A 20,880-nucleotide genomic window follows, 5' to 3' on the forward strand; every position below is an offset into this window, starting at 1 on the left:
CAAGTCAATCAAATCGATACCTGCCCAACGCGATTCAGCACCGAATAGTCTCTATGCGCTTCTATTGGCCGAATCCAATCACGTCCCAAGCTCTCACAGCCGCCGGCTGGTCCCCGCGCCGCCGAGTAGACATCACCGAATGGATCGACCGCCTGGAAGCCGAGGGCTTCCACGTCTCCCGCCCCGCGGCATCAACCCTGGAATCCTTCGGCAACCTCGCCCTCCGCCCCCCAGACCTCGCCGGCGCCCTGTGGCCCTCCGACCCCATCTTCTTCGACCCCATCGACGTAGCCAACGGCATGTACGACCGCTACGCCGACTTCGAATCAGCCCTCGGCCACCGCATGACCCCCCTGGCCGCCAACGCCACCGGCACCACCTTCCTCCTGATGCTCGACAACGGCACCGTCGTCTCCGACGGCATCCACGCCCTCCACCTCCTGGCGCCCACCTTCCCCCAAGCCCTAGACCTCATCCTCCGCCGCCACCGCACCCCCGACCCGATCCTCACCTACCACCGTGGCCGCCCGATCCCCCCATCCCGCCAAACCCGAGCATCCTAGGTCGGCACAAGCGCAGTTGTAGCGCGTCAGCTGAAGGTGCCGCACGGCCCTCTGCGGCTTCGATCGGATGACAACTGCCTATGCCAACGTCTCGGATCTCACTGTGCCGCCAGGTAATGCGACATCAGAGACCTTCCAATGGAGTGAGCGTGACGGCCAAGGGGCAGATGTGCGGCTTGATCGGTGTCGGTCAGCCGTGGTGGCGGGTGCGGTGGGCCCGTCACCAACGTCGATGTCGCCCAGCGCGAGGCTATCTATGCCCGGCACCGTAATCCGGCAGGTTTATGCGGGGTCCTCGAAGAGACTGTCGACGGTGTTGGCTGTGATGGATTTGTCCAGCCAGTCGAGGAGTCGCTCGGGTTCTGTGCAGGACGTGATGCGCTCACGGGCCGCGGCGGTGATGGTGATTCCGTTTCGCTCCAGTGTGTGAATGACGGCTACGGCAAGCCCCTCCGCACGTCCTTCGGCACGTCCCTCAGTCCGGGCCTGGGCGCGCAGGCGCTGGGAGGTTTCGGAGCGGAAAGAGGAGAGGTCCACGGTCATCAACTGCCTCCAGAGTCGTCCGGCCGGGCTTTTGCCCAACCCGAGTTCAGTGAGTTCGGCGAAGATCAGTGCGTCGTCCTCGTCGACTTTCTGCAGTGCGGTGGCCAGCGTTTTCAGCATGTCAACGATGCCGGGGTCGTTGGCATGGGTGATCGCGGAGAGGGTGGCCAGCGGAATGCTGCTGACCGCCTCCTGTAGATCGGTCACCGGCCGCACGTTGTGCGGGCCCAGGACCAGGGGTCGGACGTCGAGGCTGGCCCACTGGCGTGGGCCGATATGTTGTGGACCGGCGGCCCACGCCGCGGTCGCGGCGTCCTGGCATACGACGAGCAAGACCGGGTGCAGGTCGTACTTCGCGATTGGCATTGGGCTCGGCGGGTTGGAGACCGGGTGCCCCGGGAAAGCTTGGGAACGTCCTCTCGCGCTCGTTCCGCGCGTCGAGCGCCCGCCGGCGGGATTTCAGTTCGGTCGCCCGCAGCACTTCTTGTACTTGCGGCCGGAACCGCACCAGCAGGGATCATTTCGGCCGGGAGGCCAGGGTGCGGCGTGGTGGGTATCGACCAACTGCGTCGCGAAGGCGGCCCGGGTGGCAGGCAGTTCGGGGTCCAGGTCGGTTCGGGTCGCGTATTCGGCGAGCTCATCCACTGTCGCGGTGACCACGCGCGGTGACAGTCCCGGTTCGAGTCCGCGCAGCGCGTGTTCCACCGCGGCGCGGTAGGCGTCGAAGCTTTCGTGCATGGCCGGCCATCGTCGAATAGCTTGTGCGAATTCGTTTTCGGGGAAGAACAGGACGGTGGTGCGTACAGGTTGTGGCGGGTGCTCGGACCGCGTCAGGTCGGTGATCAAACGCTCGCGATCCCGGTCCACTCCCAGATCGATCTCATCCTCCGGCAGTCCGAGCAGCTCACGGACGCGGGCACGACCCGCGGCCAGCCTGAAGCGCGCCATCGAGTCCTGAGGGTCGTTGCCCGCCACGGACATTCGCACCCGTTCGAGCCCCGATTCGAACCAGCGCAGCGACTCCTCCCAATCCTCGTGATCCGCGAAGGCCTCGCCCGCGACCTCGTACACCTGGTAGTCATCGGATCCCTCGGTGAACACCACGTCGAGCAGGTTCCGGGCCTCCTCTTCGGCACCGTGCTCGAGCAGGAACGTCGCGTACCAGACCCGCGCGTCGGCGGTGACCGAACCGCCATCGGCGATGGCGTCCAGATATCGCCGCCGGGCTTTGTCGTATTCACCGGCCATCGCCCAATGCGAGGCGGCCTCCGTAAGATTCTGTGCTCGCTCCGACGGTTCACCGGCCGCGGCTTCCCGCTCGAAGTCCTGGGCGATCTCCTCGGGAGGCCGCTGAAAGCCCGCGAATTCCGCCGTGACCGCCGCCAATTCCGCACTCAACCGTGCATTCTCGGCTTCCAGCCGCTCCTTCTTCCGCCGCAGAGCGGCGAGCTGACCGTCGTCGGTCGGTTCGGCGGGCATTCTTCTCCTCTGTCGATCGCGGCGGCTTCGGCTTCCGCCACCAATCGGGGAAGCATAGTGACCGGGGTCGGGTAGCAGTCTCGCCAGCGTGGTGTCCCGAGGCTCGGGATTGCGGCGGGTCAGTCGTGTATGAATCCGATCCAGAGGTAGTCGCGGGCTCGGGTCAGCGCGACCATGCGTTGTCTCGCGGCCAGATCCGCACGGTCGCGTTCGGCTGTCCGCAGTGCGAACTCGCCTGCGGATGCGATGGCCGCGCGTCGCCGGCAAATCCTTGCCGATCGGGAACAGGCGCGGCGCGTGATTCCGCGCCCGCGCACATAGAGGTCGACGCTCGCCCGAATCTGTTCTCCGCCTCGCTGTTCCATTAAGCCCGGGGCCAGGTCCGCGTAGTTGCCGTCTCATTCATCTCGCACAACAAGTGGGGTGACCATTCGTCGGACACCTACCGCAACAGTATCGACCGCGCGAACTCGGCTGCGTGTGAACTGAACTGGCGTCCGAATGTGGTGCGGTTCCGCCGTAAGAGGTTCATCCGCTCGAACACGTCGCTCAGGTGCCCGACCGCGGACGTGATGTCCACCGATTCGAGCGGGGTCCCGTCGGCGAGCCGCCAGCCTGTGGCGGTCAGGATGTCGGCGACCATGCGGTCGACGCCATCGGTTACACCGGCAGCGATTGCCACGAGATACAGCAGGGCTGGCTCGTCCCCGTACTTGCCGATCTGTTCACCGGTCTTCATTGCCAAGTGCCACCACAACGCAATCGGGTCATCGCGGAGTGCACGGCCTTTCGTCGTGGCCGACAGCTTGCCGCGGTATTTGCGCACCAGCCCCATCTGCTGCGCAGACGCTCGCAGCTGTGCCACGGGTGGCGTCAGGTCTTCGCGATTGCCCTTCCCGATCCAGTCCTCGTCCATGTTCAGCTCGCGGAAGATGGACGCCACGACGGCCGGTGGAAGATATCCGGCTCCGGTCAGGGCGATGCCGCTGGTTCCGAGATGCTCGATGAGGCAGCGATAGGGGCGTACCGCGGCGGAAGCGATTTCCTCGTCGATGTGTACCGGGATGCCGAGCTGTACACGATCGATCAGCTGTCGCAATTGATTTCGAGCTGGTGGCGGTGCGGTCCGCTGGAGTATGACGACGTCGCGCATCAGCTCAGGCAGATCGGCGTCGGTGCTGTCGATCGGCCCGGGCTCCCGGTCGGCGGGAATCTCCAGGTTGATGGCGGTGAGGCGCTCGTTGATCGTGTCGGGGTCGAAGGGGACCGGCGAGTAGTAGTTCTGATCGATGTCCTCGCCGTACATACTCCGGAACTCGGCCACCGCCCGACGATGCTCAGCATGTGCGGGATCAGTTGCCGCAATGATCAATTCGTATCCTCCGACACCGCCGCAGTCCTCCGGTGGACCTGGACGTCGGCCGTCCGTGCACACTGCGCGAGCCGCGCCGGGCTCGCGTGGTGACACGGCCTCCAACTCGATGAGGTGCTGCCAGTCGTCGCCGAAGTCGTAGAGGTAGTACAAGATATCGCCGATGTTGACCAGCACCTCATCCAAACGGACTTGCTCTTCGGGGATCCCCGGCTCACCCTCGTCGGCTTGGAACGCGCACAGGTAGTACTCCGTGCGTCGGTCGTAATACGTTGGTCCACTGCCGAACTGATGCAAGTGACTGTCGGTCCAGCCGAACGCGGCCTGGATGGCCGCATGCAGTTCGTCGAGGAACAGTTCGGACGAGAGCTCGAGCCGCCGCCACACGGGCGGTTCGGTATCCGCGAGATCGATGCGAACGCGATAGGTCATCGCCTGCTCCCGCCGCGGTCGGCGTCGAGAGGGCACCGGCACCTCTTCCGCCTCGCGGGGGCTCTCCACCAACTGCCCGATCAGCGTTTTCAGATCATCGGGATGCAGCTGCGCCAGCATTTGCTCGATGACGGGATCCATATCGCGCTGAGGCATAGGGAGCACGCTACCCGGCATCCGGCTGCCCGCTCACCCGTGGACGCTCACGGGGTCCGCCGCCCGGTTTGCGGACCCAATGCCAAGCCTGGCAATCGGCACATCGATCGAACGACAGATCGTAAGATCCTCGAAGGCCGAAGGCACGAGGTGACGGGTGGCCTTGGTGACGAGCGCCGACGCGTTACTGCGCCCACGCGGACGGTGTCGGGTTGCCAGATCCCTTGCGACCAATACGGCTTCCTCCCAGCCGAATACAACCAGCCTGGGGTGTGCGTTAGTGGTTTCGCTCGGGGTGTCCACGACGCGCTGTGGCCGATTGTTTTGTTCGGGATTGACTGTCGTAGCGTCGCTGTCCGAAGTTTCTCAGCCGTCTGGGTGAATTGTGTTCGCGCCCCTGATTTTTGGGGCATTCCGCCCACGAACGCTCCGATAACGCCTGCCTGCCTGGACCCGATGACCAGTTTGTCCTTCCGTTTGGATGGAAGTCGGGGATGGCGTATCGATGCGAGGAGAAATATGAAGGCCAGATCAGTGCTGTTCGCCGCGTTCGCCACCGTCCTCGTGGCGGCCGCGAGCGGATGCTCCGGCAGCTCGTCGACCCAGGCGGGAACAGCGAGCACGACAGTCGCCGCATCCCAGGGGACGACCGTACCGGCGCAGGGTGACCAGTCGGCTCCGCCGCCCGCCCAGGCCCCGGGCGGTCAGGGCGGCAATCCATCTGCGGGCGACGCCAATTCGCCGCCGCCCGCACCTGTCACCAGTGCCGCGACCGACACGTCGCAGCCCACGATCGTGCCGGTGACCACGAATCCGGCACCCAACGGCAGCGGCCACGGACTGTGTTTCGACCTCAATTCCGGGCTCGCCAACTCCGCGATCAAGAGTCTCGCCCCGACCACGAACGGCGGATGGGGCAACCCGTCGGCGAGCAATGACCCGATCTCGGCGGGCTGCGATGGCGTGCTGTCGTGGATGACGGTGGAGTCGGGCAATATTCACCCCTACATCCATGTCCTGTTCTTCACCAACGGCACCTACCTGGGTACCGCGACATCCAACCCCTACGGCTACACCGAGGTGATCGGAAAGACCGCGAATACCGTCTCGGTACAGTACAAGTGGGCGAAATCCAGTGACGCCCTGTGCTGCCCGAGCGGCGGCCCCAGCGTGGTGACCTTCACACTCTCGGGTGGCAAGGTGGTGGCGAAGGGGCAGTTCCCGCCGAGCAATTGAGTGTCAGGCCGATGCTCAGGGCGGGCGGACCGAATCCGGAGCATCGGCGAGTTGGACCAGCAGCGGCGTGCCGTGCAGGGATGTCGGTTCGGGCTTGCCCAGGGCACTGGCGGTGACGCGGGCGATGCCGAGGATCATCAGGCGCGCCCGCACGAAAATGAGGACGGCCAAAAGGATTTCGGCGAGACCCGCCGCCTGCGCGCCCGCGACCAACCCGAACACAACAAGAGCCGAACCGCGCAGGCCACCAGCGAGGAATCTTGGCAGCGTCGCCTCGTCTCCTCTACTGGGGCGACATAGACACCCACGGCTTCGCCATCCTCGACCGCCTGCGCCAGAGTTTCCCGCACACCGAATCCCTGCTGATGGACCGCACCACGTTGCTGGCCCACGAAAACCAATGGGTCCGTGAGGATTCGCCGAGGGTCGCGATCCTGGAACACTTGTACCCTGCCGAGCTGGATCTCTATCGTGATCTGGTCGAGGGCTCGTTCGGGCAGTCGGTGCGACTGGAACAGGAACGCATCAGGTTCTCGGCGGTGGAGGCCGTGCTGCGGGAGGGTTGAGCGGCGGGCGGCGTCGTTGAAATGCCTGCTCTGTGTCTGCCCCGCTGCTGCTCGCGCGCCCTCGTGCAGGTGAAGATCACTGGGCAACGTTCGCGCTGCAAATCCCGGTCGTGAGCATGTGGATCGGCTCAGGTCGGGATGAGTGCCGCCGCGGCCGGGACATGCGCATCATCGATGCCTGCGACGACCATGCACCGGAATTCCAGGCCCTTCATTCGGTGCATGGTGCCCACGGACACCCGGTACGCCGGATGCTGTTCTCGGTTACCGGCACGCCCCATATGCCGATCGAGGAGCTTGAAGGATTTGGTGATGTCGCAGAGCTCGACCTGGTCGTCGCCGACCCGCAGCTCGCGGAACACCCCTCCGAGGACAAGGAGCCGGCACCCAGAAGGTCAGGGTTCGTCGTTGCTGAGTTCCACGAGTTCGATGGGCCAGGGCAGAACCTGTTCCATGGGCTCCCAGCGTTTGCGGTCGTGGGTGATGATCTCCCAGTCGAAATGCCGGGCGACGGCAATGGTTTGCGCGGCAGCGGGATCGGTGTGCTCGGTTGCCGCGAGTATGTCGGCGAGCTCGTTGGTATCGGCCAGGGTCGTCAAACCGGCCAGGGCGACAGCGACGTTGTTGTCGATCATGCCGTCGAGCCCCTCACGCTGCTCCTCGTTGAGGCCGGCTTTCGTCGCGGCCAGCGCCAGCGCGGGTACGGCGATACGGATGTCCCGGTCAGCGAGGTGCGCGATGAGGCTGATGGTGGTGAGTGAGTCGTGAGCGTAGGCATGGAGCACGGTGTCGTCGAGTACGTACCCGGTGTGCGTCATCCGCGGGCAGCCCCCCGCGCGGAGGCACGGTCGGCAAGCATGTCGGCCAGACGGGCGCCGGTTTCCCAGGCTGCGGGATCGGCCTGAGCGGCGGCTTTGCGTGTCTCCCAAGCGGTTCGGGCACGGGTCTTCACCGACTGGGCGATATCCATCAAGCGATTGAGGGTCTGATCGACGGTTTCATCGGGCTCCGCGAAGTCGGCGAAGCGTTCACGTGTGGACGCCAGCGTCGACATGGTGGTCTTGGACCGCTTCGTGTCCCGGTCTTCGGCTGTCATGCTGAAACTATAGCGGTAATGGCGGAAATATTCCTCATTGGTCCGGCCGGATGGTGGTGCTCGCCTGACTGACTACCATCTGGACGAATCTCGTTCTGCGGCTTCAAGACCTGCCCGGATCTCGGTGTAGTCCGCTGCGCCGCGGTCGGCGAGGCCACAGCGCAAACATGGTCGACGCCAGCGCCGACCAATGGCGACTTCGCGATTTCGACAGACCGATCGAACTACCGCTCACCCGCTGAGAACCCGACCTTGCCGGAGCGTGGTACGTTCCCCGAGAACGGGTCGGGACGGACAAGATCAGTCACGTCGATCGACTGCGCGAAATCTGCGCGGTCGATCAAGTTGCAGACGGTCAGGTAGTCTTCGGCGTGCTGCTGTCAGCGGGGGAGTTGCCTGTTCAGGGGGTTGTTTTGACTGAGGTCGGGGATGGTCTGGCCGTGTTGCGGTCGGAGATCGCTGCGTTCTATGCCGGCTTCGGGCAGCCGGATTTGCTGCGCCGCGCCTATGACGATGCGGTGTTGCTGGTGCCGTTGATCGACGATGACAAGGTCTACACCTCGCGGGTTCGGGGAATCGGTTGGATCTGCGCGTTCACCAGCGTCGAGGAATACGCGCGCTACATGGTTGCTCGCAAAGTGCAGGAGGATCAGTCGTACCGATATCAGCTGGTGCTCGGGGCGAGGCTGATCGCATGGGCGACAGCGCGACCCGAGCCAACAGGGGTGTCGATCGACTGCGTGGGGGCGCAGCCGGTGGCGTTCCCGCCCGAGCTGTCGGACGAGGTTATCGAGGGGGCGATGGCGTGACTGATGAGTTGAAGGTCGATCCGGCGGTGCTGACGCAGGCGGCGAACGGGATCAATTCGATCATCGGGGGACTGTCGGATCTGGGGATCAAGGAGACGGGCGCGATGGGGCGCGGGTTCGCTCTGCTGGCGTTGTCGCCGTTGCAGGCGGGTAAGGCGTCGGTGCAGTCGACGTTCGAGACATTCTGTAACCGGTGGTCGTGGGGTGTGCGGTCTTTGGTGCAGTCGGCCAACACCATGGCGCAGGCGGTCGGGTTGGCGGCGGGCCGCTATCAGATGATGGATGAGCAGGCCAAGGATGCGCTCAAGGAGGTGTATTCGCACCTGTTCTCCGATCCGTACCTGACCAAAGATCAGATCGATAAGCGGTCGTTGTCGGAAACGTTGTCCGACAACGGTTTCAATGCGCTGATGCATCCGGATTACAGCGCCCAGTCGTTCCAGGACATGTCCGACAAGATGCGCCTGGACGCCCAGGTCATCAAGACGGTCGCACCGCAGGCGGCAGCCAATGTCGCGGCCCTCGAGAACCCCGGAACGATCGTGGCTCCCACACCCGGCACGACGGCGCCCGGCTGGAATACGGGCGCGCTGCAGCAGGCAGCGCAGATCCTGACTCCCGAGCAGGCGGGGCAGCAGGGCGGTAAGGAAGGCCGGTAGGTGGGGATCGGGGACTGGTTCAACAGTGTCGGGGACTCGATCGAGCACGCTGTCGATGCGGCCGAGACGAAGGCCGGCTCGATCCTGGACAAGGGCGCGCACACGGTCGCGGACTTCGCCCGCGATCACGGGGCGGGTGGGGTCGCCGATGTGCTCGACGATATCGGCGACCAGATCGCCGACGTCTTGGGCGGGGAGATCGTCGAGAAGGAACTCGGCCAGACCAAGGACAAGACCGAGCTGATCCACGGCGAACCCTCGGCCATTCACGATGTCGCCGGCAAGCTGCGATCGATGTCATCGTCGATCGAGTCGACCGGGGATGCGTTGCGCACCATCGATGTCGCGGATTGGATCGGCAAGGGCGCGAGCGCGTTTCACGCCGAGTTCGACAAGCAGCCCAAGCTGTGGTGGACCGCTGGGGATGCATTCACCAAAGCGGCCGCGCACCTGGACAACTGGTACTGGGCGCTGGAGACCGCGCAGGCCAAGGCACAGAACGCGATCGACAAATGGGAAGCTGCGGACAAGGAGGAGACGTCTAAGAAGACGGCGTGGAATGCGTTGTCGGACAAGGACAAGAAGCACACGCCGCTGGTCGACACGTGGACGTCGATGCGCAATGAGGCCCGCACGATCCTGAAGAACGCCCGTTCTCAACGGGACAACATCGCGTCCCAGGTTGTCTCTGGATTGCAGACCGAAACTCAGGAAGCACCGACAGAGCCGCCGCTGTCACAGCGGTTGAGCGCGGACTTCGACGACCTGAAAGGCGTCTACGACCACGGCAAGCTCAGCTTCGAAACCGGTCTGCTGACCTCGTTCTCCTCGATCGTGCAGTTCGCGCGCTCGACCAACATCCTCGACCCGTACAACCTGTCGCATCCGGCCGACTACTTCTCTCACATGGCCGATCTGGGTACCGGGATGGTCACCGCGGCTGCTGATCCGGGCGCGGTGGTCGATGCGATGCTGTCGGACGCGCGCAAGAATCCGTTCGAGACCGGCGGCGCGATCACCGGCAATATCATCCTGACCGTCGCCACCGGCGGCGCGGGCACCGCACCCAAACTTGCCGCGGAGACAGTGGAAGAGGTCACCAACACCGTCAGGGTCACCAAAGTCGCCACCGACGTGCTCAAAGATGCCCCGGGCGCTGTGCCCAAGGGAGTACCGCGCATCGAGGCTCCCTCGATCCCCGGCCGCACCACACCGGGACTGGATCGTCCCGTGGAACCCTCGGGCGGATCGGGAAACCCAGCGACCACTCGACCGAATGCTGTGCAACCGGGCGCTTCTGCACCGCAGTCACCGGGTGCCGGTGTGCCGAAGCCAGACGCTTCTGGCCCCAGCCCTGCCGGAAAGCCAGAGGGCGGTCCGGCGGCGGCTCCGCACCCGGACGGTGCTGCCCCGCAACCGCATCCGGCCGAACCCCATCCCGGAGTCACAGAACCGGCGGGAGCCTCACCGCTCCACGATGATGCGCCAACACATCCCGAAAATACGGTCCCGCAACCTAATCCGTCCTCAGAGCCCCGAACTGTCGATGTCAGTCACGAGCCATCCACCGCGGGTCCACACGCTGACCAGCCAGGGCAACCCGGTCTCGCGGCCGACCAGCCAGGGCAACCGGCCCTGGCGACTGAACGTGTGCCTGGTGACGGATCACCTCCGCCTCACCAACAACCCGAAGGCCTGCGTACCGAGCCCGAACCGGGCCGCCCCCACCCCGATGCTGATCCCGGCGGACCGCACCCGGACAAACCCGGTGACGCACAGCCGGAACGCCCGCATGAACTGGACCAGACAAGCCCACGTCCGGACTCGGACACACCCACGTCTCCTCGCAACGAGCCGAATTCCCATGCACCGCAAAGCGAAACACCCGACACGCCCCACTCGCCTGCTGCCGATGACCGGCAGACCCCTGCCGAGCACGACCCAGCCCACAATAGTGACCCGAACGGAACGCATCCCGGCGGGAACGATCGGCAGCCAGAGCATGTAGCGCCGTCGCATGAACACCAGCCCGAGCCCGTACCCGACGGGCAGCACCCCACCTTTGAAGACCGTGCCGGCGCCGACCAGCATGCCCCGGACCACGCACGCAGCGGCAGTCCCGAAGACACCAGCGATCTGAAGGACAAGACCTGCACCGACGATCCCGTCGATATCGCCACGGGCGCGTTCCTGCTCCCGGAGACCGACATCGACCTGCCCGGCGTGCTCGGCTTGGTGCTGCGGCGCACCCACCGTTCCAGCTACCGCTACGGTCGCTGGTTCGGCCCTTCCTGGTCGTCGACACTCGACATGCGTGTCATCGTCGACCAACAGGGTGTCGTCTTCCTCGGTGAGGACGGTGTGATGCTCGCCTTTTCACACGCCGGGGCCGGGGAGCTGATGCAGCCGGTGTCCGGAGGTCGCGGTTGGACCCTGACGCGCACCGAGGCGGGCAGCTACCAGGTGCGGGATCCCAAGCAGGAGCTGGTCTTCCACTTTGCGGCCGAACCGGGACTCGACGGTCTCGACGCCCGGTTGGGTAACTTCGCCGTGTCAGCGGTCACCGATCGTCACCTCAACCGGATTCGCTTCCACTACAACGCGGACGGTATTCCGACGGCGGTGTCGCACTCCGGCGGTTATCGCGTGAACATCGATACCGCTGCGGGCAGGGTGACCACGTTGACCGTCGTCGGCAGCGACGGAGTTGGAACCGAGATTCACACGCGCGTGCGGGAATTCACCTACAACGCCGGGAACCTGGTCGCGGTGACCAACGCGGTAGGCGCGACCATGCACTACACCTACGACGATCAGGCACACATGCTGTCGTGGACCGATTCCAACGGCAACAGCATGCTCAACACCTACGACCAGGCCGGACGCGTGGTGCGCCAGCGCGGCACCGGTGGATTCCTCAACTGCGACCTGGACTACGGCGACTTCCCAGACGGCACCGGCCAGTTCACCAGTGTCATCGACTCCCTTGGCGCGATGACCACGCACGGTTTCGACCGCGATCTACGGCTGCGCGATGTGGTCGACTCGGCCGGCGGGCACACGCATTTCGATTACAACACCGAACGCGAGCCACTGAAGGTCGTCGGTCCTGACGGTGCGACCACCCACTATGTGTACACCGGTAATGGTGATCTGGCCCGGATCGTGCGTCCAGACGGATCGACGATCGACATCGAGTACGCCCAGCCGAACCGGCCCGCCGCGATCACCGACGCCGACGGTGCCGTGCGTCGGCACGATTGGGACGCGGAAGGAAACCTCGCCGCCGTGATCGGAGCGGACGGTGTGCGCACCGAATACCGCTACCACCTCGGCGGTGCGGCCGCAGAGATCCGTGAATCCACCGGTGCGCGCACGACCATTCAGGTCGACGCAGCTGGATTGCCGATCGCTGTCACTGACCCCGGCGGTGCCACCACCTACCTCGAACGCGACGGTTTCGGACGCACCGTCCAGGTTACTGATCCGCTCGGGGCGGTGACCCGCTACGAATGGTCCGCGAATGGAAAACTGTTGCGTCGCACCGATCCCGATGGCCACGCCGAGTCGTGGACCTGGGACGGTGAAGGCAACCTGCTCACCCACACCGACCGCGCCGACAACATCACTTCCTTTACCTACGGCGCGTTCGACCTACTCGCCTCCCGCGTCGCGCCCGATGGATCGATAACCCGCTACCAGTGGGACACCGAGCGGCGGTTGATTGCCGTCACTAACCCGCTCGGGCATACCTGGAGCTACGAATACGATCGAGCGGGGAGACTCACCGCCGAAACCGACTACAACGATGCCACGACCCGCTACACCCACGACCGTGCCGGGCGCATTGCCAGCGTCACCACAGCGAACGGAGACACTCGCCGACACAGCCATGACGTACTCGGACGGGTGACAGAGATCGCCGCCAGCAGTGGCGAATGGCAACGCTACCTTCACGATCCCGCAGGCCGGGTCCTCACCGCAGTCTCTGGCATCGGTGAAAACACCATCCATACACTGGAATTCAGCTACACCGCGACCGGACAGCTGGCCTCACAACGGCTCGACGACCAGCCCCCAATGGAATTCGTCTACGATACCCACGGTCGTCGCGTCAGTCGCACCACACCGAGCGGTGCGACCACGGTCTGGCAGTGGGACTACACCGGGCGCGTCCGGGGCATTTCGTCCGACGGCCACCACTTGACCTTCGCTTACGACGTAGTCGGCCGACCGACTGGCTGGTGCGTCGGCGAAGTCGCCGTGAACCGCACCCTGTCCGATATCGGCCGTGTCACTGCGCAGCAGGTCGTTGGATTCCCCGGCTCCACCCTGAACCTCGACTCCGCCTCCGTGGCACGGCCCGACCCGCGAGACTTGCGCTACGAGAGCTTTGTCTACCGGCCCGACGGCTACCTCACCAGCCACACGATCCGCCGACCGGGAAGCTCACCGCAACAGCAGGAGTACACACTCGACGTGATCGGCCGGGTCACTGCACTCGCACAGAATGGCTCGCTGACCTCGGCATATTCCTACGACCCGCTCAGTAACATCATCAGCCACGAGCGGTCCGGCGGTTCAGGAAAAGCGGCTGTTGGCGGTACCCGATCCACGGATACACGGATTTCGGAATCCGTTGCCGAACAGACAAACTCGGCGAACGATCGCCGGAATTATCAGCGGAACCTGTTGGTCAGGGACGGACGCACCCGCTACCACTACGACGCCGCGGGCCGACTCGTTCGCAAGGTCACCACCCGGATCTCGCGCAAACCGGACGTCTGGCAGTACCGCTACAACACCTTCGACCAACTCATTGACGTCCGCACGCCCGACGGACAATGGTGGAACTACACCTACGACGCCGCAGGCCGCCGAACCGCCAAGCAACGCCTGAACTCCGACGGCACCGTCAGCGAACGCACCGACTACTCCTGGGACGATATCTATCTCGTCGAACAGGCCACCAAGGAAGCGACCACCCGCTGGCAGTATCAGCCGAACTCGCACACGCCGATCACCCAGACCACCAACCAGGCAGCAGTCGACCAAGAATTCTACGCCATTGTCACCGACCTCGTCGGCACACCGACTGACCTCGTCGATCCCGACACCGCCGAAACAGTCGCCACCGCAACAACCGACCTGTGGGGTGCAACATCGTGGCATGGCAGCATCGACACACCCCTCCGATTCCCGGGTCAAATCCACGACCCGGAGACCGGACTCCACTGCAATCTGTACCGAACATACGATCCGTATACCGGCAGATTCCTTACCAGTGATCCACTCGGGCTGGCGCCGGCCCTAAATCCGAACACCTACCCGTATAACCCCACCGTCTGGAGCGATCCGCTCGGGCTTACGCCGGAATCATGCAAGAAGCCAGAGAAAACCGAACAATCGAGTCCAACGGTAATCGAAAATGAGTATTACGACCCGAAGCCGGTTAAGCCAGACCAAGCACTGAGTCGATGGGATCAGTTCCTTGGTCCGGGTGAGCACACCAGTATTCATCCTCGAACGGGACTCCCTGACCCGAACAGAATCGTCTCGGAAGACCGGCTGCGAAGTATTCGACTCGGTCCGCACGAGATGGGAAGTAAACCGACGAAGTTTCACTACCACGAAGAGGCCTGGCAGTTCGATGCCGACTCGAACACCTGGCATATCGATAACAGAGTTGTCCGCGTCCCCTTCCCGAAAGGTTTATGGTAATGGAGATTCTGCCGATGAAAGACTCCGCTCCAGGCGAGCTGACGACTGTGCGCTCGGAAAGTGGCGAGTGGTTGGCTGTGTGGATGGGTGATCGGGATGCAAAGGCCGGATGTGCATATCAAGTCGAACTAGAAATTGATGAGGTTGAGGAGTGGATCGACGACGACGGTTTGGAATCCTTTAACGGAATTAAGAAGTTCAACGGTTCGACCATGGTGTGCGGAATGGTATCTGCATCCTATGACGACGGGGTGATCGCTCTCGATCTCAACCCTGGATCCGTCATGGTCGAATCAGATTCTGCGCCAAGGATCCAACTAGGAAAGCATGTTTGTATGATTCCGGCATCTATTGCGATCTATCCGACGGATACGTAGGTGGCATCGCCCGAACTGAGGCAGTTCCTGCTGGTGGCCATTGCGAACGGGACCTTGGAAGAAGACGCTCTTACCGGTATCAATGAACAAGCTATCGTTCAGAGCGGCAAGATCGCCACGTCCAACTTGCTGAGCACCTACGCTCGTCGGATAAAACATACGGGCAACAGGCCCGATCTCCTCGCTCAGACAGAGAAACTTGTCAACTCCCTTCGGGCCTATTCTGAAAATGAATTGTCAATGATAAGCGTCTATCTGGACGATGGCGGATATCGGGTGCTGCTCGCGGATTCAGAGGAGGTTGGTGTCATCTACTGGATGAAGATGCTTGACCGTGTCAGCTCGCATCAACACGACAAGTAGTGCGGAGATAACCCGCCAGGAGGACTGTGGCAATTCTGTTCCCGTTCCGTAGGCCAGCACCCGCGTCTCCCATAAACCCGATGTCTGGCGCTACCGTTACGACATCTTCGACCAACTCATCGAGGACGTTCATGCCATGGAATCCATAGCATCAGGTATTGTGTTCACGGCCGACCGGCCGTGGGTTCATTTCCGCGGAAGCGAGCATGTAGAGAACCTTGCTGGTATAACCCCCCGACCTTTCTGGTCTGCGCGTGTTATCGCTGGACGGGTCTGAGATGGGTGACGTAGATGGCGTCTTTGAGCAGTATTATCGAGAGTTTGAGTTTCCGACCTACTTCGGCGGAAACTGGCCAGCATTTGAGGAATGCTTGACATCCCTCGAGAATCTGCCAGCGAGAGGCTACCTCACTGTAATACATAATGCAGAGCGTGTACTCTTCGAAGATCGACTTGACGCGAGTGCGTTTTTGAGAATACTCAATGATGCCGGTCGCTACTGGTCCAACGCCCTCGGCGTGCGTCGCGAACGCGATGGTCGCTCGGTGCCATTTAACACAGTCTTTCTGTCGCAACGGTACGAGGCGGATGAGTTGTTGCTTCTCTTGACTCCACGGTAACGAACAACGCGTCAGCGGAGGAGTTTGGTTAACGTATGCTTGGTGAATTCCAGAAATGGAGAAGCAAATGATGTCGAGGTTCGTGGCATGAGGGAATACGACTCCAATCAGGTGGAAGAGCTGCTTGCGGGTTCCCGATTCATTGAGGATCCGACAGAACGAACCTGCCCGGCCTGCGGGAACCGGGCTGTTCGCACGTATGTTTACCGGAACGTCGCGGCGCATCGGACAACGCGCATCACTTACACGTGGTGTGCAGTTTGCCGACGATTCAAAGGGTGGACCGGTCCAGATCTCGGTGAGCTGGCATTCTCGGACCCACTCGGATCGCTTTCGCCGGCCGATCGGCGTGAAATGGAACAGGGCTTCGATCGATTCTTTGAAACGCTCGACAAACTTTGGAGTGCTGGAGAACTCCCGCAAAAATTTGCGCGACTGCGATCATGAATCGCTTGGTATTTATCGTACCTCACGACAACGATCCAGTGCGCCGTGGTCGACTTATCGATCGCAATGATGGTGGCTTATATGACGGTCGGAGATTTCAGATCGACGCTGTTTCGCGATGCCAGGAAGACCTTGTATCTGGTGGGTGAGGTTGAAAGGCTCGGGGTATATGCCGGGTAGGACGATATGGGTCCACCGCAAGACCCCCCGAATATCATGTGACGTTACAAACCCGAATCGCCGGATTTTGTGGCGATTCTCGAAAACTGAATTGAGAGAAAGTAATCGTGGAGGACAAGGCTCGGATACTGGACACATTGGGAAACTATTCATTGATCAAATGGGAAGGTCGAAAATTTCCTGGGTTGACAATTCAGGGCGATAGCCTTCGTATCCTGCGAGAGGTTTTGGAGAAGGCGGAATCGGAGCTTGCTCGCGGAAGCGTGGCTGATGCTCTGTTCGCTGTCAGGGAGGCTTTGGAGACGGTTGCAGGGATGGATCTCTCATACCAAGAGATGATGGAGAAAAGGGGTCTGAGGATGCCTTATTGATATTGACATGGAACGGATCGGTTGCGGTTCTTGTTGTTTCGAGGTGACGAACCGCGGTTGGACATGCGCAGGCTTTCCGGGGGCAGGAGGCGTTGCGGATGCAGTTGAGGGGAACGGTGGCCCCCGGCCGCGCAGGCCTAGCGGGCGCTCGGGGTGTCGGAGGGGTATTCGTGACTGGCGCAACAGGTTCGCCGCTGGTGGCGGGGAGGGCTTGGAGGCGCAACGACCGGGCCGCCGGTCTAGTGAGAACGCGAAGCTGCGGGCGTCGCATGCCGAGGCGCTGACGGAAGCGTTGATCGTGTTAGCCCCGGAGCAGCTCGAGGTCGGTGGGCTGTTGTGGACGTTGCGCAGGACTGCCGAGCTTGCCGGCGGTTGTTCGAGGCGTTGTTCGCCGAGCAGGACATGGGGAAAGGGCTGCGCCGCATGAGTTCCAGCGCCTGGACTGCCGCGCGCTCGAAGCGAACCCCGAGGCGATGGACGAGCGGGTGGCCCCGAGGAGCTTCTGCGCGAAACCGCGTCTGTCCTCAGCTGGACCCGGGTCGGCCCCGATATCAGGGCAACCCTCACCGCTGATCTTGCCGAACTGATCCGCACCGGGCAGGTGGCCGAAACCGAGAGCCGCCCAACGGTGATAGCAGCGGCCATTGGGGGTGCACTGAGGGCAACTGGCGCGCGGGTGCTGACCATTTGTGCCGGATTTGCAGACGGGCTCCTGCGCACCTTGCTCGACGAGGTCGACAGTGATCAGCTGCGTCGGTTGGCGCGTGGAAGGAAGAACCATTCGGAGAGCGCGGGTTCGGCTGAGTCGACATCTGTTCGGCTATGGTGATTCTCGCGGCCCGCCGGGCACCGAAGTGACGCTTCGTCGCTGCCCCCACCCGCACGTCGATTTCGCGTGCCTTCAGGTGGGGATGACAAGTGGCTCTGGTTCGGCAGGGTGCCGAGTTTTTGTTGGGTGAGGCGACTGCGGGTCGGCTGGCGCAGCAGTTGTCCGATCAGGCGTTGCATCAGTGGGAGCAGCGGATCGGTACAGGCGAGGTGAAATCCTGGATGCACAGTCTGCCGGTGTTTTTGGCGGATCTGGTAGACGCCGGTCTCGGCGATGTCGAGGTCTTGCTGGAGCACAAGCTGCCGCACAGCCCAAAGCGGGTGGATGTGGTGCTGTGTGGTGTACACCCACGTTCCGGTGCACCCAGCTTCGTTATTGTCGAATTGAAGCAGTGGTCGAAGGCGGAAGCGGTTGCTGAGGAGCTTGTCTCGATCGCGGCGTATTCGGAGCCGACCCTGCATCCGGTCGAGCAAGTGCGCGCCTATTGCCAGTATCTGACCGATTCGACGCCGGCCTTGGCGGACCGGCCGGGGCTGTTGCACGGTCTCGCATATCTGCACAATGCGCGCACGGCTGACGTTCAGTCTCTGAAACTATCCAAGGCGGATGATTTCGGCCGCTTGTTCACCATGGACAACAAGGGCGACATGATCCGCCTGCTGCGTTCGCTGCTGCGCACGGATGGCGGCCGGGATGCGGCGCGTTCGGCCGCTGACGAATTCCTCTGCTTCGAGCACGCGCCGTCGAAGCCGTTGCTGGACTTGGCTGCTCGCGAGGTTCAGGAGCGCGAGCAGTATGTGCTGCTGGACGAGCAGCGCGTGGCCTACGAACTGGTGCTGCAGGCGGCGGAGCGGGCGCGGATCGCGCGGCGGCAGACCGCGGTGGTCGTGCTGGGTGGTCCGGGGTCGGGCAAGAGCGTGATCGCGTTGAGCCTGCTCGGCGAGCTGGCGCGGCGCGGTCGCAGGGTCCATCACGCCACCGGCTCGAGCGCGTTCACCAACACCATGCGGAAGGTTGCGGCGAGCCGGAATCCGCGAGTGCGGACGGTGTTCAAGTTCTTCAACTCCTACATGGATTCGCAGCCACGGGAGTTGGATGTGCTGATCTGCGATGAGGCGCATCGGATCCGGGAGACCAGCGTGAACCGCTATACCCGGGCGGCGTTGCGTGAGCGATCACGCCGGCAGATCAGCGAGCTCATCGACGCCGCGTGGGTGCCGGTATTCCTTCTCGACGAGCATCAGATCGTGCGCCCGGGCGAGATGGGTTCGCTGCGCGAGATCCAGGCGGCGGTGACGGCTGCCGACTGTGAGCTCGAGATCGTCCGGCTGGATGGCCAATTCCGTTGTGGCGGTTCGGATGCGTTCGATACGTGGGTTCGGCGGCTGCTCGGTCTGAGCACGCCGGGATCGGCGGTGGAGCCGCCGATCAGTTGGAGCCAACTGACGGCCGGCATCGACGACGATTTCGGTGTCACCAGTGCTGCTTCTCCGATGGGTCTGGAGGCGTGGCTGCAGACGCAGCACGAGACGCACGGCGGCACTGCCCGGATGGCGGCCGGCTACTGCTGGCCGTGGAGCGACCCCGTCCACGATGCGGGCGGTAAGCGGCTGGTGGACGATGTTCGCATCGGAGACTGGAGTCGACCGTGGAATGCCAAGCCGGACAAGCGAGTTCCGGGCGTCCCGGATTCTTTCTATTGGGCTTCCGACGAGCGTGGGTTCGGTCAGGTCGGCTGTGTCTACACGGCGCAGGGATTCGAATACGACTGGGCCGGCATTATTTTCGGCGATGACTTCGTCTGGCGTGGTGATCGCTGGGTGGCGCAGCCGAAGTTCTCGCATGATCCGGCGCTGCGTCGCACCGAGTCGATGAATTTCAGCGCGCTGATCCGCAATACGTACAAGGTGCTGCTCACCCGGGGGATGCAGGGCGCCTGCGTCTATTCGACCGATCCGGAGACGCAGGAGTTTCTCGAGCGGATGGCTCGCTAGGGAATTTCCGGGTTGGGATCCGGTGGCACCGCCTTTGTCTTCAGGCCTCTGAGTAGCGTGGCGAACTGTTCGAGATCACTCAGATCATGCGTGGTCAAGGGTTTGGTGTGGAAATGCGCGACCGAGTTGCGTATTTCTCGGACTCGGTCCAGTAGCCCCAGGAAGATGGCGCGGTCGACATGCCAGCCCAGCCGATCCCAGTTCTCGTCGCCGAGAGGGCTGGCGTCTTTGTGCATCTTCTTGTTCTGCAGTAGCCGAAGGTATTGGCCGAATTGCAGGTCGGAGATCTCGCCGGTGGCCTTCTTCGACGGCTGAACGGTGCTGATCGCTTCCCTGCCGAGGCATGCGAGATGGGCCCGTAGGCGAGCTTCGATTGCGCCGACGACGAAGAACGGTCGTGCGGTTTCGCCGAAGCGGGCTGCGATGTCCGCGAGGGTGATGATTCCGCAGAATTGTCCCGTACTGCGACGGACGAGGATGTATCCGCTGTGGCAGATGCTCGCCAGGTGAGTGAATACCTCGTGATCGGGGTCGGCGACTACCGGTGCAGTGTCGCATGCCTCGGCCACTGTGGGGTAGGCCCCATTGTGGATGTGCGCGGCGGCGAGGGATCGCCAGGTGATGACGCCTTTGAGGTCGACACCGCCGTCGATGATCGGTAGTTGGGAGTAGTCGTGCGCTTCCATCAACGTGATGGCCTGTCGCAGACTGCTGCCGGAAGTGACGCTGATCAATCCATCAGTGGCGGTTCTGATGTCGCGGATCATGAAGGGCCGTTGTGGGAACGGGCTGCCTTCAGCCGTGGAATCCGTGTCGTCGGTCGCTTCCGCTTCGTGCGGCGCTTCGCTCGTCGAGGTGTCGATTTCGACGACAGATAGCTTCTGCCACTGCGGGCAGGTCGCGAACGCCGGTGAGGTGGTGAGGTTTTCGGCGCGCAGTGCGGCTTCGATTGTCAGAATGGATTCGGGGCTGCGATTGAGGTATCCGAAGAAGCGCAGCAAGTCCGGCAGGATGATGCCTGTGTGCTTCAGCTTCAGGATTTCTTCGCTACTGGGCGTGCGTTGCAT

General features: G+C 63.0%; 20 protein-coding genes. 12 read left to right on the forward strand and 8 right to left on the reverse strand.

The features are described from left to right. The first annotated feature begins 53 nt into the window (after positions 1-53). Positions 54-563: an SUKH-3 domain-containing protein gene (locus ON33_RS34120; RefSeq protein ID WP_040863291.1), complete on the forward strand. Its 510-nt coding sequence runs from the start codon at positions 54-56 to the stop codon at positions 561-563. 282 nt (positions 564-845) lie between these two features. On the opposite strand, the gene ON33_RS34125 is transcribed toward ON33_RS34120, so the two are convergent. From ON33_RS34125 to ON33_RS34135, 3 genes are all read right to left on the reverse strand, one after another. Further along, complete coding sequence (locus ON33_RS34125; protein ID WP_051153324.1) at positions 846-1,472, reverse strand: hypothetical protein; 627 nt, start codon at positions 1,470-1,472, stop codon at positions 846-848. Positions 1,473-1,565: 93 nt separating this feature from the next. After that, on the reverse strand, positions 1,566-2,585 hold the full coding sequence (locus ON33_RS38840; protein WP_051153325.1) for an SEC-C metal-binding domain-containing protein: 1,020 nt from the start codon (positions 2,583-2,585) through the stop codon (positions 1,566-1,568). A 442-nt stretch (positions 2,586-3,027) separates the two neighbouring features. Next, a complete protein-coding gene (locus ON33_RS34135) occupies positions 3,028-4,545 on the reverse strand; it encodes a plasmid pRiA4b ORF-3 family protein (protein ID WP_157184876.1) in 1,518 nt (505 codons plus the stop codon). A 519-nt stretch (positions 4,546-5,064) separates the two neighbouring features. Here ON33_RS34135 and ON33_RS42015 point away from each other — a divergent pair. After that, positions 5,065-5,781, forward strand: a complete 717-nt coding sequence (locus tag ON33_RS42015) for an LppP/LprE family lipoprotein (RefSeq protein WP_063711137.1) — start codon at positions 5,065-5,067, stop codon at positions 5,779-5,781. Between the two features lie 15 nt (positions 5,782-5,796). On the opposite strand, the gene ON33_RS34145 is transcribed toward ON33_RS42015, so the two are convergent. Further along, a complete protein-coding gene (locus tag ON33_RS34145; protein WP_040863293.1) occupies positions 5,797-6,003 on the reverse strand; it encodes a hypothetical protein in 207 nt (68 codons plus the stop codon). Positions 6,004-6,041: 38 nt separating this feature from the next. Here ON33_RS34145 and ON33_RS34150 point away from each other — a divergent pair, with 38 nt between their 5' ends. Then, the gene (locus ON33_RS34150; RefSeq protein WP_040863294.1) at positions 6,042-6,347 is read left to right on the forward strand and encodes a DUF2220 domain-containing protein; all 306 of its coding nucleotides are present in this window, start codon (positions 6,042-6,044) and stop codon (positions 6,345-6,347) included. Positions 6,348-6,475: 128 nt separating this feature from the next. On the opposite strand, the gene ON33_RS34155 is transcribed toward ON33_RS34150, so the two are convergent. The 3 genes from ON33_RS34155 to ON33_RS34165 are packed head-to-tail and all read right to left on the reverse strand — an operon-like array spanning position 6,476 to position 7,443. Then, positions 6,476-6,709 carry a hypothetical protein gene (locus ON33_RS34155; protein ID WP_040863295.1) on the reverse strand — a complete coding sequence of 78 codons (234 nt, stop codon included), beginning with the start codon at positions 6,707-6,709 and terminating at the stop codon, positions 6,476-6,478. Positions 6,710-6,742: 33 nt separating this feature from the next. Continuing rightward, the gene (locus ON33_RS34160) at positions 6,743-7,165 is read right to left on the reverse strand and encodes a hypothetical protein (protein ID WP_040863296.1); all 423 of its coding nucleotides are present in this window, start codon (positions 7,163-7,165) and stop codon (positions 6,743-6,745) included. Further along, the gene (locus ON33_RS34165; RefSeq protein WP_040863297.1) at positions 7,162-7,443 is read right to left on the reverse strand and encodes a hypothetical protein; all 282 of its coding nucleotides are present in this window, start codon (positions 7,441-7,443) and stop codon (positions 7,162-7,164) included. Before ON33_RS34165 ends, ON33_RS34160 begins: the two co-directional genes overlap by 4 nt. Before the next feature lie 371 nt (positions 7,444-7,814). Between ON33_RS34165 and ON33_RS34170 the strand changes: the two genes are divergently transcribed. The 9 genes from ON33_RS34170 (at position 7,815) to ON33_RS34200 (ending at position 19,813) form a co-directional block, all read left to right on the forward strand. Further along, positions 7,815-8,252, forward strand: a complete 438-nt coding sequence (locus ON33_RS34170) for a hypothetical protein (RefSeq protein WP_051153327.1) — start codon at positions 7,815-7,817, stop codon at positions 8,250-8,252. A gap of 8 nt (positions 8,253-8,260) precedes the next feature. After that, positions 8,261-8,911 carry a hypothetical protein gene (locus ON33_RS34175; protein ID WP_245551055.1) on the forward strand — a complete coding sequence of 217 codons (651 nt, stop codon included), beginning with the start codon at positions 8,261-8,263 and terminating at the stop codon, positions 8,909-8,911. After that, positions 8,912-14,632, forward strand: a complete 5,721-nt coding sequence (locus ON33_RS38845; RefSeq protein WP_051153328.1) for a putative T7SS-secreted protein — start codon at positions 8,912-8,914, stop codon at positions 14,630-14,632. Beyond that, a complete protein-coding gene (locus ON33_RS34185) occupies positions 14,632-15,009 on the forward strand; it encodes a hypothetical protein (protein ID WP_040863299.1) in 378 nt (125 codons plus the stop codon). The genes ON33_RS38845 and ON33_RS34185 overlap by 1 nt, the downstream gene beginning before the upstream one ends. Beyond that, complete coding sequence (locus ON33_RS34190) at positions 15,010-15,372, forward strand: hypothetical protein (protein WP_040863300.1); 363 nt, start codon at positions 15,010-15,012, stop codon at positions 15,370-15,372. It abuts the gene before it with no gap. Between the two features lie 254 nt (positions 15,373-15,626). Next, positions 15,627-15,992 (forward strand): barstar family protein, encoded by a 366-nt coding sequence (locus ON33_RS44570; RefSeq protein WP_169336873.1) that lies wholly within the window; start codon positions 15,627-15,629, stop codon positions 15,990-15,992. Positions 15,993-16,034: 42 nt separating this feature from the next. Beyond that, a complete protein-coding gene (locus ON33_RS42020) occupies positions 16,035-16,439 on the forward strand; it encodes a hypothetical protein (RefSeq protein WP_157184877.1) in 405 nt (134 codons plus the stop codon). 287 nt (positions 16,440-16,726) lie between these two features. Then, the gene (locus tag ON33_RS44575; RefSeq protein ID WP_373281082.1) at positions 16,727-16,990 is read left to right on the forward strand and encodes a DUF6959 family protein; all 264 of its coding nucleotides are present in this window, start codon (positions 16,727-16,729) and stop codon (positions 16,988-16,990) included. Positions 16,991-17,908: 918 nt separating this feature from the next. Continuing rightward, on the forward strand, positions 17,909-19,813 hold the full coding sequence (locus ON33_RS34200) for a DUF2075 domain-containing protein (RefSeq protein WP_040863302.1): 1,905 nt from the start codon (positions 17,909-17,911) through the stop codon (positions 19,811-19,813). Here ON33_RS34200 and ON33_RS34205 read toward each other — a convergent pair. Then, positions 19,810-20,880, reverse strand: a complete 1,071-nt coding sequence (locus ON33_RS34205) for a CBS domain-containing protein (RefSeq protein WP_051153329.1) — start codon at positions 20,878-20,880, stop codon at positions 19,810-19,812. The genes ON33_RS34200 and ON33_RS34205 overlap by 4 nt on opposite strands.

It is taken from the genome of Nocardia niigatensis NBRC 100131 (assembly GCF_000308655.1).
Lineage (GTDB): Bacteria > Actinomycetota > Actinomycetes > Mycobacteriales > Mycobacteriaceae > Nocardia > Nocardia niigatensis.